This window comes from Comamonas aquatica (genome assembly GCF_018064205.1).
Lineage (GTDB): Bacteria > Pseudomonadota > Gammaproteobacteria > Burkholderiales > Burkholderiaceae_C > Comamonas > Comamonas aquatica.
Map to the genome: position 1 here is coordinate 2,668,734 of NZ_CP072916.1, position 13,687 is coordinate 2,682,420.

The 13,687-nt window shown below is 66.5% G+C and carries 10 protein-coding genes and 1 tRNA gene; 9 read left to right on the forward strand and 2 right to left on the reverse strand.

Going from position 1 to position 13,687, the window contains the following annotated elements:
* Positions 1–36 precede the first annotated feature (36 nt).
* The 6 genes from KAQ61_RS12625 (at position 37) to KAQ61_RS12650 (ending at position 8,278) form a co-directional block, all read left to right on the forward strand.
* The gene (locus tag KAQ61_RS12625) at positions 37–285 is read left to right on the forward strand and encodes a hypothetical protein (RefSeq protein ID WP_042415037.1); all 249 of its coding nucleotides are present in this window, start codon (positions 37–39) and stop codon (positions 283–285) included.
* 15 nt (positions 286–300) lie between these two features.
* Complete coding sequence (locus tag KAQ61_RS12630) at positions 301–927, forward strand: GNAT family N-acetyltransferase (protein ID WP_210929389.1); 627 nt, start codon at positions 301–303, stop codon at positions 925–927.
* 73 nt (positions 928–1,000) lie between these two features.
* Entirely contained in the window at positions 1,001–2,188 is a 1,188-nt protein-coding gene (locus KAQ61_RS12635; RefSeq protein ID WP_210929390.1) for a vWA domain-containing protein, read from the forward strand.
* A gap of 4 nt (positions 2,189–2,192) precedes the next feature.
* Entirely contained in the window at positions 2,193–4,055 is a 1,863-nt protein-coding gene (locus KAQ61_RS12640) for an autotransporter assembly complex protein TamA (protein WP_210929391.1), read from the forward strand.
* 4 nt (positions 4,056–4,059) lie between these two features.
* Positions 4,060–8,130 (forward strand): translocation/assembly module TamB domain-containing protein, encoded by a 4,071-nt coding sequence (locus KAQ61_RS12645; protein WP_210929392.1) that lies wholly within the window; start codon positions 4,060–4,062, stop codon positions 8,128–8,130.
* A 73-nt stretch (positions 8,131–8,203) separates the two neighbouring features.
* Positions 8,204–8,278, forward strand: a tRNA-Arg gene (locus KAQ61_RS12650).
* 439 nt (positions 8,279–8,717) lie between these two features.
* On the opposite strand, the gene KAQ61_RS12655 is transcribed toward KAQ61_RS12650, so the two are convergent.
* Positions 8,718–9,713: a phage portal protein gene (locus KAQ61_RS12655; protein ID WP_210929393.1), complete on the reverse strand. Its 996-nt coding sequence runs from the start codon at positions 9,711–9,713 to the stop codon at positions 8,718–8,720.
* 11 nt (positions 9,714–9,724) lie between these two features.
* Positions 9,725–11,581 carry a terminase large subunit domain-containing protein gene (locus tag KAQ61_RS12660; protein ID WP_210929394.1) on the reverse strand — a complete coding sequence of 619 codons (1,857 nt, stop codon included), beginning with the start codon at positions 11,579–11,581 and terminating at the stop codon, positions 9,725–9,727.
* A gap of 159 nt (positions 11,582–11,740) precedes the next feature.
* Between KAQ61_RS12660 and KAQ61_RS12665 the strand changes: the two genes are divergently transcribed.
* Genes KAQ61_RS12665 through KAQ61_RS12680 form a run of 3 tightly spaced genes read left to right on the forward strand, consistent with a single transcriptional unit; the run spans position 11,741 to position 13,679 of the window.
* Entirely contained in the window at positions 11,741–12,568 is an 828-nt protein-coding gene (locus KAQ61_RS12665) for a GPO family capsid scaffolding protein (protein ID WP_210929395.1), read from the forward strand.
* A 44-nt stretch (positions 12,569–12,612) separates the two neighbouring features.
* Positions 12,613–13,464, forward strand: a complete 852-nt coding sequence (locus KAQ61_RS18865; protein WP_244982888.1) for a head completion/stabilization protein — start codon at positions 12,613–12,615, stop codon at positions 13,462–13,464.
* A gap of 14 nt (positions 13,465–13,478) precedes the next feature.
* Entirely contained in the window at positions 13,479–13,679 is a 201-nt protein-coding gene (locus tag KAQ61_RS12680) for a tail protein X (RefSeq protein ID WP_420839322.1), read from the forward strand.
* The last annotated feature ends 8 nt before the right edge of the window (positions 13,680–13,687 follow it).

The window sequence follows — 13,687 nt, forward strand, 5'->3', positions numbered from 1 at the left end:
TGCAGTTTTCACCACAACGAATTGGGGAGACTGACCATGGCTTCTGCGCAAAAAATGCTGCTCGAAGGGGTGTCCGACGCCGTCTGCTTTGTCCTGGGCGCGCTGGCCGGCTACGGCCTGGGCCAGGCCGTGGGCATCGACATCTTTGCCGATGGCTACAGCGGCGCCGGCATCGTGGGCATCCTGATGGTCGGCCTGGGCGGTGGCGCGGGCCTGCACATCGCCCGCATCTGGCGCGGGCGCCAGCAAGCCAAAGATCGATTGAAAGAAGCCGAGGCCGATTGACCTCCCCTCCCTGCCATGCCTGATGCACTGACTGCCACACCGTTTGCCCCCCCCGTCCCGCTGCAAGGCTGGGGCCTGCGCCTGGAACCCCTGAGCCTGGCGCACACCGCCGGCCTGCAAGCGGCGGCCGCCGACGGGGAGCTGTGGCAGTTGCGCGTCACCTGGGTCCCGCACCCCGAGGAAACCACCGCCTACATCCAGCTGGCCCTGGACATGCAGGCCCAGGGCACGCGCTGCCCCTACGCCGTGCTGGACGCGGCCAGCGGCCAGGTGCTGGGCACCAGCAGCTACCACGACATCGTGCCCGCCGTGCAGCGCCTGGAGATCGGCTACACCTGGTACGCCGCCAGCGTGCAGCGCAGCCACGTCAACACCGCCGCCAAGCTGCTGCTGATGCAGCACGCCTTTGGCCCCCTGGGCTGCGCCGTCGTGGGCTGGCGCACCGACATCCTGAACACGCGCAGCCAGCAGGCCATCGCCCGCCTGGGTGCGCAGCGCGACGGCGTGCTGCGCCACCACGCCCTGCGCCGCGACGGCAGCGTGCGCGACACGGTGATGTACAGCATGCTGGCCGCAGAATGGCCGGCAGCCCACACGCGCCTGCTTGAAAAACTGAAGCAGCTTGCGCCTGGTATTGCTTGATTTCAGGCATAAAAGCCCTTGAAACACAGTAAACACCTGCGCTGAAAGCTTCATTTTTTGAAAGCCCTTTGCCATGCTGATCGACTTTTTCTACACCTTGCGCGCCGCCAAGCTGCCGGTTTCGGTCAAGGAATACCTGATGCTGCTGGAGGCGCTGCAGGCCGGCGTGGTCGGCCCGCGCAGCGAGGACGGCTGGAGCCTGGACGACTTCTACTTCCTGGCGCGCACCACCCTGGTCAAGGATGAAAAGCACTTCGACAAGTTCGACCGCGCCTTCGCCGCCTACTTCAAGGGCGTGGAGATGGTGGCCGACTTCAAGAAGGAATTGCCCGAGGAGTGGCTGCGCAAGCTGCTGGACAAGGAGCTGACCGACGAGCAGAAGGCCGCCCTGCAGAAGATGGACTGGGACGAGCTGATGGAGACGCTGAAAAAGCGCCTCGAAGAGCAAAAAGGCCGCCACGAAGGCGGCAACAAGTGGATCGGCACCGGCGGCACCAGCCCCTTTGGCCACGGCGGCTACAACCCGCAGGGAGTGCGCATCGGTGGCCCCGGCAAGAACCGCAGCGCCGTCAAGGTCTGGGAGCAGCGCGCCTACCGCGACTACGACGACACCCAGGAGCTGGGCACGCGCAACATCAAGGTGGCGCTGCGCCGCCTGCGCAAGTTCGCACGCCAGGGCAGCCACCTGGAGCTGGACCTGCCCGACACCATCCGCAGCACCGCCGCCAATGCCGGCTGGCTGGACATCAAGATGGTGCCCGAGCGCCACAACAACGTGAAGGTGCTGCTGCTGATGGACGTGGGCGGCACCATGGACGACCACATCCAGCGCGTGGAGGAGCTGTTCTCGGCGGTCAAGAGCGAGTTCAAGCACCTGGAGTTCTATTACTTCCACAACTGCGTCTACGACTTCATGTGGAAGAACAACCGCCGTCGCTTTGCCGAGAAGTTCGACACCTGGGACATCATCCGCAAGTACAACAAGGACTACAAACTGATCTTCGTGGGCGACGCCACCATGAGTCCTTACGAAATATTGCAACCTGGCGGCAGCGTCGAATACAACAACGAGGAACCCGGCGCCGAATGGCTGCAAAGGCTGACCCACGCCTTTCCCCACCACGCCTGGATCAATCCGGAGCCGCAGGGGGTCTGGGAATACCGGCAGAGCATCGACATCATCCGGCGCTTGATCGGCGATCGCATGTACCCCTTGACTTTGAAAGGACTGGAGGAATCCATGAGGCTGCTGTCAAAATGAATCCATGCTCAAGCCTTTTCCTGCAAACACGCCGGCCTTGAGGCCGGCGTTTTTGTTGGCCAGCGTGCTGCTGCTCAGCGGTTGCAGCCTGCTGTCCAAGAACCCGATCGACGATGCCAGCGGCAACGGTCCTCCCAGTTTCGAGCTCGAAGTCGAAGCGCCCAGTGACGTGCGCGAGTTGCTGCTGCAGCACATGGAACTGCAGCAGTACCGCCGCCTCAGCGACCTGCGCCGCAGCGAGCTCAGCCGCCTGCTCGGCGCGGCCGACGCCAACATCCGCAGCCTGCTGGGCACCCTGGGCTATTTCTCGCCCACCATCGAACTGCAACTGATCGAAACCCCCAGCGGCAGCGACACCCCGCGCAAGGTGCGCGTGCAGGTGGAGCCCGGCCCCGCCACCATCGTGCGCAGCACGCAGATCAGCTTCAGCGGCACCAATGCCGAGGACCCTTCAGGCCGCGGGATGCGCGAAGGCATCCGCCGGGACCTGGAACGCTTCAACGGCGAGCGCTTCAGCCAGTCGGCCTGGAGCAACGCCAAGAACGAGGGCGTGCGCCGCCTGCAAAACCGCCGCTACCCCACGGCCAGCCTGGTGGACAGCCGCGCCGACATCGATGCCGACCTCAACGAGGCCGAGCTGCGCATGGACTATGCCCCGGGCCCCGCCTATTCCTTCGGCCCCCTGGTGATCCAGGGCGCCGAGCGCTACAACCCTGCGGGACTGATTCGTCTGGCCCGCCTGCCAGTGGGCGAGGAATACCGCCAGACCACGCTGCTCGAGACCCAGCAGCGCCTGGCCAACAGCGGCTACTACGACTCGGTGTTCCTGACCCTGGCCACCGAGGTCGCCCAGCCGGGCGACACCGAGGTGCAGGCCCCGGTGATCGCCGAGGTGCGCGAGGCCAAGCTGCAAAAGTGGATCTACGGCCTGGGGGTCAGCACCGACACCGGTTTTCGCTTTTCCATCGACCACACCCACAACCGCGTGCCCTACCTGGGCTGGCGCGCCCAGAGCAAGCTGCAGCTGGACCAGAAGAACCCGCTGCTGTCCACGCGCCTGACCTCGCTGCCCGACTACAGCGGCTGGAACTACTTCGTCGGCGCCAAGGCCGCCCGCGAGGAGCTGGCCGACTACATGGCCAACAGCGCCACCCTGGTCGCCGGCCGCAGCAAGAGCGAGGACAAGATCGACCGCGGCTACTACCTGCAGTACGACATGGCCAAGGCCCAGGGCGACGGGGCACCACCCTCCAGCTCATCCATCACGCTCAACTATGGCTGGACGGGCCGCTACTTCAACAACCCGACCAACCCCACGCGCGGCTACGGCCTGGGCTGGGAAGTGGGCGCGGGCAACACCATCACCCCCGAGCGTAAGCCGTTTGGCCGCATGGCGGCGCGCTGGCTGTACTACCTGCCGCTGGAACGTGCCGAGGGCGACACCGGCCGCCGCAGCCGGCTGGCCTTTCGCGCCAACGGTGGCGCCGTGATTGCCAACGGCAACACGGTGGTGCCCATCACCCAGCTGTTCCTGTCGGGCGGTGACACCACCGTGCGCAGCTACAGCTACCAGAGCATTGGCGCGCGCACCGACAACGGCAAGCTGATCGGCGGCCGCTACATGGCCTCGGGCAGCGTCGAATGGCAGCGCCCCATCACGGTGGCCGGCAACCGCAGCGACTGGGAGCACGCCACCTTCGTCGATGCCGGCACGGTCACGGACGCGCTGGACACCTACACCGTGTTTGTCGGTGTGGGCACCGGCATCCGCTGGCGCAGCCCCGTGGGCCCGCTGCAGGCGGATCTGGCCTACGGCCTGGAAACCAAGAAGGTGCGCCTGCACCTGCGCCTGGGCTTCAATTTCTGATTCCATGCAAGAACGGCAAGAACCTACCCTCGCTCCGGCGTCGTCTCCCCCCCCGACGGCGGCACCAGTCTCCCCACGTCGCCGCCGCTGGCTGCGGCGACTGCTGTGGACCCTGGCCCTGTGCCTGATCACCCTGTCCAGCCTACTGGGCCTGGCCTGGTGGTGGTCGGGCCAGAGCGACTCCCTGGCGCGCACCCTGGCCCGCATGGCCAGCTGGATGCCGGCCGACCAGAAACTGGAGGCCGACGGCATCGAAGGCAGCCTGCGGCACGGTGGCCGCATCGACTGGCTGCGCTGGACCAGCCCGGCGCTGCAGGTCGAGATCCAAGGCGCCGACATCGCCTGGCGCCTGCAGCCGCTGCTGCAGCGCGAGCTGCGCTTCGGCAAGGTGAACATGGACGCGCTGCGCATCCGCAGCACCCCCCAACCGGAGGACGACACCCCGCCCACGCCGCTGCAGTCGCTGCTGCTGCCGGTGCGCATCGACGTGCCGGTGCGCATCGAGCGCCTGGTCTGGGAAGGCCCGCCGGAAACCGTGGTCACCGAACTGCAGGGCCACTACGCCTACACCGGCAGCCACCACACGCTGAAAGTCAGCAGCCTGCGCTACGCACAAGGCTTCTACGAAGCCGACCTGCGCCTGCAGGCGGCCGCCCCGATGGCCCTGCATGCAGAGCTGCAGGGCACGGTCAAGGCCCCGCTGCCCCAGCAGGACGAGCAGTTCCTCGACATCACGGCCAAGGCCAGCGTGCAAGGCACCCTGGCCACCGAGGCCGCGCGCCTGGAAATCACCGCCCAGGCAGGCACGGCCACCCCGGCCGCCAGCCAGGACAACGGCCTGGCCGCCGACATCCGCGCCACCTTGCAACCCTGGCGACCCCAGCCGCTGGAAGCGGCACAGGTACAGCTGCGCCATGTGGACGCGGCCCTGTTCCTGCCCGGCGGCCCCCGCACCGACCTGAACGGCACGCTGCAGGCCGGCCCAGAGGGCGAGGGCTGGCAACTCCAGGCCGACCTGCACAACCGCCTGCCCGGCCCCTGGGACCGGCAGGCCCTGCCAGTGCGGGCCCTGAGCGCCGACCTGCGCTTTGACGGCCTGCACACCTGGCTGCTGCAAGGCGCCCGGATCGATCTGGGCACCACCGGCGAAGGCCAGCTGCAGGCCCAGGCCCGTTGGGACGCCCAGGCGCAGACGGTGGAAGGCACGGTCGAACTGGCGGGCGTCAACCCCGCCGACCTGTACAGCACGCTGGAGGCTGCCCCGATTGCGGGCACGCTGCAGGCACAGACGGATGCTGCGCAGCGGGTGCAGTTCGCACTGAACCTGCAGTCTGCACGCGCCCGCCATCCAGGGGCCCTGCGCCTGGAGTCGGCCCGTGCACAAGGCAGCTGGCAAGCCCCGCTGCTGCAGCTGCGCGATGTCCAGATCCAGGCGCTGCAGGGCCTGCTGCAGACCCGGTCGCTGGACATCCACACCGACACCCAGCACCTGCAAGGCCAGCTGGAACTGCAGGTGCCCGGCACCCGTGCCCAACTGGCCCTGGATGCCGGCCCCGACAGCGGCCAGGGCAAGCTGCAGTTGCAGATCACGGAGGCCCAGCAGCTGGGCCGGTGGCTGTCGCGCCTGCCCCTGGGCCGTGATCCGCTGGCGGGTGCCAGCCTGCAGGGCCAGGCCCAGGTGGAGCTGGCGTGGCAAGGCGGCTGGAACAAGCTGCAGCAACGCCTGCTCAACCCGGCCGCCGCCCAGCAGGCCAGCGGTTTGCGCCTGCAGGGCCAGGTGCAGGCACGCGCGCTGCGCTACACGCCAGAGCACGGCACGGCCAGCCTGCTTCAGCAGTTGCAGCTGAGCCTGTCCGGCACGCCGGAAAACCTGCAGCTGCAGACCGAGGCCCAGCTGCAATCGGGAACCCAGACCCTGTCGCTGGACACAGCGCTGACCGCCGGACTCTTGCAGGCCCAGGGGGCCGCACCGATGGACTGGCAGGCCCGCATCCAGGCCCTGTCCGTCCGCTGGAGCCCGACCGGCAAGGCCGACGCCACCTGGCGGGCCCAGCTGGCCGCGCCGCTCAGCGCCAGCCAGCGCACCACCGGCAACCCGGTGCGCACCGCCCGCATCCAGGCCAGCGAAGGACGCCTGGTGGTCACCGCACCCGCCAGTGCCGGGGCCCAGAACGTCCACCTGACCTGGTCACCCGTGCTGCTGCGCCAGGCCGGCAATGGCAGCTGGGGGCTGCAAAACCAGGGCCGGCTGGAAGGCCTGCCCCTGGCCTGGGTGGATGCACTCAGCCCCAACCCACAGCAGCCCCTGCTGGCGGCAGCGGGCATTGCGGGCGACCTGGTGGTCCAAGGGCATTGGGACATCGACAGCACCGGGCGTGCGCTGCGCGCCGACGTCGTGCTTGAACGGGCCAGCGGGGACATCCGCCTGTCGGTGGAAGACAGCGAGGCGGCCCCGGTCACCGTGGTGCGCAGCAGTGGCGCCAGCGAGGTCAACCCCGATTCCGGCCAGATGCAATCGCGCGCGCTGCTGACCAGCCGCGGCATGCGCACGCGCCTGCAGGACCTGCGCCTGCAGATCGGCGCCCAGGGCAATGACGTGCGCACGCAGCTGACCTGGAATTCCGAGCGCGCAGGCCAGCTGCAGGCGGATGTGCGCAGCCAGTTGCGCCAGACGGCCGCAGGCCTGGCCTGGCCGGAGACGGCCCCCCTGTCGGGCACCCTCAAGGCCAGCATGCCCAACATCGGCCTGTGGGCCTTGTTCGCCCCACCCGGATGGCGCGTCAGCGGCAGCCTGAATGCCGACGTCACGCTCTCCGGCACCCGCAGTGCGCCGCAGTGGAGCGGTGTGCTCAGCGCCGACCAGTTGAGCATCCGCTCCCTGCTGGACGGCGTGGACCTGCGCGAGGGCCGTCTGCGCGCCAAGCTGCAGGGCACGCGGCTGGACCTGACCGAGCTGTTCTTCAAGGGCGGCGAGGGCAGCAGCACGCGCATCCTGGGGCAAAGCGGCAACCTCACCCAGGCGCCCAAGGACGGCGGCACGCTGACCGGCAGCGGTTTCGTGGAATACGACCCGCAGGCGGGCGAAGGCCGCTCCGGCATGCGCATGGACATCCGCGCCGTCGCCGAGCGCCTGCAGGTGCTGATCCGCGCCGACCGGCAGGTCAGCGTCAGCGGCAACCTGCAAGCCGCGGTACAGGAAGGCCAGGTCACCTTGCGCGGCGGCCTGAAGGTGGACCGCGCCACCATCATTCTGGCCGACAGCTCGGCCCCGACCCTGGACGATGACGTGCACGTGCATTCCGCCGCCAGCCGCAAGGCCGCGCAGGAGAAGGCCGAGCAGGCTGCCCGACAGGCCCAGGCCCCCGGCACGGTGCGGGCGGTGCGCCCACCGGACATCCAGGTCAGCATCGACCTGGGCAACGACTTTGCCCTGCAAGGCTATGGCATCACCACCCGCCTGGAGGGACAACTGCAGGTGGCGAACGGACCGCGCATCACCGGGGAAGTCCACACCGTGAATGGCCGCTACCGCGCCTGGGGCCAGGCGCTGGACGTCGAAAAAGGCACCGTGCGCTTCAGCGGGCCGTATGCCAACCCGGCCATCGACATCACCGCCATCCGCCCGAACATCGCGGTGCGAGCGGGGGTCAAGGTCACGGGCAGTGCCAACCGTCCCCTGGTCACGCTGTTTTCGGAGCCCGACATGTCGGACGCGGAAAAGCTGTCCTGGGTCGTCATGGGCCGCAGCGCCGCCACCAACGGCGCGGAAACCGCATTCCTGCAACAGGCAGCGCTGGCCCTGCTCAGCGGCGGCAACACGGGCGGCAATTTTGCCGGGCAGCTGGGGCTGGACGAGGTGGGCTTCAAGGGCCCCAGCGACGACGGCACCGAGGGTGCGGCCGTCACCGTGGGCAAGCGCCTGTCCAAGGATTTGTACGTCGCCTATGAGCAAAGCCTGTCGGGCGCCATGGGGACGCTGTACATCTTCTACGACTTGTCGCGCCGCCTGACCCTGCGGGGACAGACGGGGGTACAAACCGCCGTGGACCTGATCTACACCCGCAGCAAGGACTGATCCGCAGCGGCGGGGCTGGCATGCACGGTTTGCCCGTCAGCCCCGCAGGCAACACTTACAATACCGCCCGCGTCCCCTTGTAGTTCAATGGATAGAACGGACCCCTCCTAAGGGTCAGATACAGGTTCGATTCCTGTCGAGGGGGCCAGTAACGTGCTGTTTTATAAATAAAAAAATGACAGCCGGGACATACATGGGACAAATGGTGCAGATTTCAGCATGCATCGGCTGCAAACAGCCAGTCACATGCACACCAGCGCACCCACACATAAAACTCCCGTAATTTCACGTAAATCGGCTAGGGCCGTCATCTGGTCCCCGCGCCAAGCCTGGAGCCATTCCCGTGCCGCCGACCTGCACGTAATTTGCGCCCCACGAAGCGGGCAGGCGCGGTGGGGGCGATGTGGCGCGCCGTGGGGTTGAGGCGGGGAAGTGCCTCGACGGGCTGGAAGGGGGTGGCAGGGGGCCGAAACGGCCCCCTGGTGACGCGCGGGCGGGGGTGGTGAGGGGGTGGGCGCATCGGGCGCAAAAAAAGGTGCCTGCGGCACCTTAGGGGGTTGGGTTTTCTTGGCTATGGCCGGGGGCAGTCAACCATTCGGCATGGTGCCCTGCTGGGCGTCCGCAAACCGCACCAGTTCCTCGCCTGCCCATTCGTTGATGGTCATGCACTTGGTTTCCAGCGGGGCAATTTCGTTTTCGATGAACACCTTGCGAGCCTCGCCGGCGTTGCCGAAACCGCCCGTGTTGTTGGGGATGATGCCCAGCAGGCCAGGCGGTACGCGGTGGGCGGCCAGCACGTCTTCCTTGCTGGCGTTCTTGATAGCGCTGAAGTCGTCTTTGGCCGCCACCTCGCTGATGGGAATCAGCTTGAGGCCGTCCGGCTTGCCGTTGGGCGCATGCACAAACAGGTTGCGAAAATTCCCCGGCCCCTTGGAGCGGCGCAGCTGCTCGCGCAGCTTGTCCACGTCGGTGTTGCCCACGGCAGCGTCCGACAGGTACATGATGAAGCCCGCGTGGCTGCCGTTTTCGTAGTAACGGCGGCGGAACATCGTGGCCGATGCGTTGAGCATCGCGGCCTGCAGGGCGCTGATGTACTCCGGCAGGCCGTACAGCTCCTGATTGATGTCGTACTCGCGCAGATGGAACACCGAGCCCGGCGCGAACTCATGTTCTTCGGCGTAGTTGGGCGCGTAGAAATAGCGGTTGTCCTTGCCGCGCCGTGTGTAGCGGCTCAAGGCATGCTCATAGCGCAGCACCCGGCCCGTCAGTGCACGGCGCTTTTCCAGATAGGCGTTGCCAAACACCAAGAAGTCCAGCGCCCAGGCGCTGAATGTCTCGCGCGTCAGCCGTGGATGCGGCACAAAGCGCGCGGTCAGCAGGTTGCGCTTCAAGAAGATGGCTGAACTGTGGTGTGGCGCCGCACGAAACGCATTCGACAGGCCCTCCTGCGGGTAGGGCGGCTCGTACCACTTGCCGTTGAACATGGCTTCCGCATAGTCCAGCAGGCGCAGGCGGTCGATGGGCTCGGGCTCACCAAAGGTGAATACCTCCATCTCGCCAGCATCGTGCGCGGCGGCGTTCATCGTCGTTCTTTTCACTCGTAAATCTCCACAGAAGAATTGCCACCCAGCACATCACCGGCCAGGTTTTCGTTATCCAGCGCGTGCATCACCGCCCAAGCCAGGTCGGCGTGGCCGATGTCGTCAGACCGCCCGCTGTGATAGGTCACATGCCGCTGGCTGGGGGTAAGCACCTTTTTGATGGCCATGAATGAGGCGGCCACATCGGTGCAGTCGTGGTCCATCTCCAGCCGACCCTTGGTGATGACCTGCTGGGCCTTGAGCACCAGGCGCGACTTCAGCGCCAGGTCGTAGTGGTAGGCGCGTGCCTGGGGGTAGAACTTGATGACCTGCTGGTAGACGCCCTGCCCCATGCCCGTGGTGTCGATGCCCATGAACGTCACGTTGTATTGCTGGGTGATGGAGCGGATGTATTCCGCCTGGGCGTCAAAGTCCGCCCCCCGGAACTGCTGGCGGTGCAGCAGCCGGAACTTGCCACCAGGCACAGCAGGCGGGGCCAGCACCACCAGGGCGGCGGTGTCGCCGGTATAGGACGGGTCATAGCCCACCCACACCGGCTTGCGGGCGAATGGGCGCGTGGCCAGGGGCTTGAAGTCGTCGGCCCACACTTCCCAGGAATCGACCATGCATGGCTGCATCAGGGCCAGCGTGAAAATCGAATTGCTGTCATCGATGAATTCGCAATCAAACAGGTTGGCGTATTCGTCCGGGGGGTACTCGTCCTGCAGCTCCTCGATGTCCACCAGGTGAAAGCCCTGGCGCACCGCGTCGTCCATCGTCACGATCTGGCGGAAACGCCCATCCGCGCAGCGCATGCCGGATGCCAGCGTGCGGTGGCTCACATCGATCTGGACCTGATTGGACTTGGCGCGCCCCTTGTTGCGGTCCTGGCCCAGCCAGAACGGATACGCCTGGTGGCTCTTGGCCGATGGCGTGGAAAAGTAGGTGCGCCGCCAGTGCTTGTGCGTGGCCATCGCGCTGGCCACCTTGTTCAGCTCCTTGAAGTTGCCCGCCCAAAAGAACTCGTCAAAGTAGAAGTCCCCGCTGCGCCCCTGGGCCGTGGCCGCGTTGGTGCCCAGAAAGTGCAGCTCCGCGTTGTTCCACAGCATGATCGGGTCGCCGCTCAAGTCCACGTCCACTTCGCGCGCAAACGCAATCATGTAGTTCTTGAACTGGTGAGCCTGGGCCTTGGAGGCCGACAGAAAAATCTGATTGCGCCCCTCTGTGATGGCACGAATCAGCGCTTCACGGGCGAAATACCATGTGGCCCCCAGCTGGCGGGCCTTGAGCAGAATGCGGATGCGCTCCTGCTGCGCTTCAAACCAGCGGTTTTGATAGACGAAATTGCCCGCGTGGAAAATCTCCACCAGCTGGTCGATCTGCTCCTGCGTGAACTCGTTGCGCTTGGGTTTGCGCTTGGGGGCTGCGTTGCGATGGGCAATCTTGGGATTGAGGTCGCCCTCCTTGCCAGTGTCCTGATAGCGTTCGATGCGTGCCGTGCGCTCCAGCTGGCGGCCCAGCAGATCGATTTCCTTGAAGTCGCCCCCGGTCTTGCTCTCACGCATGATGAGCTGCACAAGGCGCAGCTCCAGCGTGCCGTTCACCCGCTCCAGCGGCTTGGCTTCGTCCCACTTCTCCGCCTTGCACCAGCCGTAGACCGTGCTGGCCGGCAGCCCCAGGTGTTCGGCAATCAGCTTGATGCGCCAGCCGGTCCAGTACATGTGCCGGGCCACCGTGCGCGGCTGCGAACCATCGGCCAGCTCTGCCACCTGGCGCGCCGCACCATCGACGTGGGCCTGCGCGGTCAGCAGCGCGGCAAAGTCCGGCGATTCGCCTTCTCTGGCCTGTTGTGTGTTGATCGTTTCCTGCATAGCAGGCAGTTTTCCGGGGCGGGTGTCTGCGCTCCAGCGTCCGAATCCGTCACCAGAACCGCCACAACAGCACCGGCTTGAGAGAGCTTGCCCCGCTGCGCACCATGAAGTCTTTGCAACCCCGCAAGACATTCATCCACCACAGCGAGGCCCAGCCCCATGCCCAAGAAAACCCGCTTCCTGCGTGTCGCCGTTGAAGGCGCCACCTCTGACGGTCGCACCATCGACCGCGATTGGCTGCTGCAGATCGCCAAGAACTATGACCCCAAGGTCTACGGCGCACGCATCAACATCGAGCACATCCGGGGCTACAGCCCCTCCAGCGACTTCCGCGCCTATGGCGATGTGCTGGCCGTCAAGACCGAAGAGGTGGACATCGGCGGCAAAAAGAAGCTGGCCCTGTTCGCGCAGCTGGAAGCCACCGACGAACTGGTGGAGCTGAACAAGAAGCGCCAGAAGATCTACGCCTCGATCGAGGTGCGTCCCAGCTTCGCCGACACCGGCGAGGCGTACCTGACCGGTCTGGCCGTCACCGACAACCCCGCCAGCCTGGGCACGGAAATGCTGGCCTTTGCCGCGCAGAACCCCGACGCCAGCCCGTTCAAGAGCCGCAAGGAACAACCGGATGACGTGTTCGCCGTGGCCGAGCCACTGACCATGGAATTCGAAGATGACGCCGAAGCCGGCGCCCTGGACAAGTTCAAGGCACAGATGAAGGCCGCCCTGGCCAAGTTCACCGGCAAGGGTGCCACCGACGATGCCCGCTTTGCAGCCGTGGCCGAAACCGTGGAGCAAATGGGCGACACCTTTGCCGAGCATGCAGGCCAGGCCGCCAAGCACCAGGCCGACACCGACCAGGCCGTAACCGCCCTGCGCGCCGACCTCGACAAGCTGCAGCAGCAGTTCGCCGCCATGGACAGCACCGAGCAGCCCACCCGCCGCCCACAGGCCAGCGGCGGCAACGGTCATGTGCAAGCCGAATTCTGACCTGCCAGCGCTCGCAACCCTCCATCACTCCAAAGGATTTCACTATGCGCAACGAGAGCCGCATCGCATTCAATCACTACCTGGCCCGCGTGGCCGCCCTTTCCGCCGTCGCCGTTGGTGACACGGACAAGACCTTCTCCGTGGCCCCATCCGTGCAGCAAAAGCTGGAAACCGCCATGCAGGAATCCAGCAGCTTCCTGGGGCAGATCAACATCGTCCCAGTGGACGAACAGCAGGGCCAAAAGCTGGGCCTGTCGTTGTCCGGCCCAGCTGCGGGCCGCACCAACACGGCCAACAAGGCCCGCCAGACGCGCGACCTGACCAGCATGACCGACCGTGGCTACCACTGCCACCATACCGACTACGACAGCCCCTTCGGCACCGAACTGAAGGGCAGCGCCTACGAACTCATGCTGGCCAAGCTGGCCACCGACAAACGCGCACTCAAACCCGCTGCCCCGCCGCTGCAGACCAGCCTGGATGCTGGTCCGTTCTGGCCCGTCATTTCCCTGGAGCTGGTGCGCACCAACGTCGCCGTGGACGGCAGCGTGACCACCCAGCGGCTGGAGCATGCCGCCACTGCGGCCCTGGGCAACGTCATCGACCAGTTGGCGGCCTGGGCTGCCGAGCAGCAGGCCAACGGCTGCGCCACCCTGGCCAGCGTGCCCGCCGTCCACATCAACGGCAAGAGCCTGCAGGTCGTGCGCTTTGAGCGTGCCGTGTACGCCTATGCCAAGGCCGATCTGGCCGAACGCTACGCCGACGCGGACGCCACGGGGCGCGCGGAACGCGGCGAGGACGGGCGGCGCGTGCAGGCCGACGAATACCGCCGTGATGCCCTGCACGCTGTGCGCGACATCCTGGGCCAGCCGCGCATGACCAGTGAGCTGATCTAGCCATGCCCTTCACCGTGCGTACCCAACAAGGCGACACCGTGGACCAGTTGTGCCTGCGGCACCTGGGCCAGACCGCGGGCGTCACCGAAGCCACCTACGCATTGAACCCCGGCCTGGCCGCACGCGGTCCCACCCTGCCCCTGGGGCTGCTGGTGCGCCTGCCGGACCCTCCAACCGCCCCCACCGCCAGCCACATCGTGACGCTATGGGACTGACCCGCCCC

Bases quoted from the DNA above. Each gene is read 5' to 3' on its own strand.
- KAQ61_RS12625 (WP_042415037.1), top strand. From the start codon at position 37: ATGGCTTCTGCGCAAAAAATGCTGCTCGAAGGGGTGTCCGACGCCGTC.
- KAQ61_RS12630 (WP_210929389.1), top strand. From the start codon at position 301: ATGCCTGATGCACTGACTGCCACACCGTTTGCCCCCCCCGTCCCGCTG.
- KAQ61_RS12635 (WP_210929390.1), top strand. From the start codon at position 1,001: ATGCTGATCGACTTTTTCTACACCTTGCGCGCCGCCAAGCTGCCGGTT.
- KAQ61_RS12640 (WP_210929391.1), top strand. From the start codon at position 2,193: ATGCTCAAGCCTTTTCCTGCAAACACGCCGGCCTTGAGGCCGGCGTTT.
- KAQ61_RS12645 (WP_210929392.1), top strand. From the start codon at position 4,060: ATGCAAGAACGGCAAGAACCTACCCTCGCTCCGGCGTCGTCTCCCCCC.
- KAQ61_RS12655 (WP_210929393.1), bottom strand. From the start codon at position 9,713: ATGAACGCCGCCGCGCACGATGCTGGCGAGATGGAGGTATTCACCTTT.
- KAQ61_RS12660 (WP_210929394.1), bottom strand. From the start codon at position 11,581: ATGCAGGAAACGATCAACACACAACAGGCCAGAGAAGGCGAATCGCCG.
- KAQ61_RS12665 (WP_210929395.1), top strand. From the start codon at position 11,741: ATGCCCAAGAAAACCCGCTTCCTGCGTGTCGCCGTTGAAGGCGCCACC.
- KAQ61_RS18865 (WP_244982888.1), top strand. From the start codon at position 12,613: ATGCGCAACGAGAGCCGCATCGCATTCAATCACTACCTGGCCCGCGTG.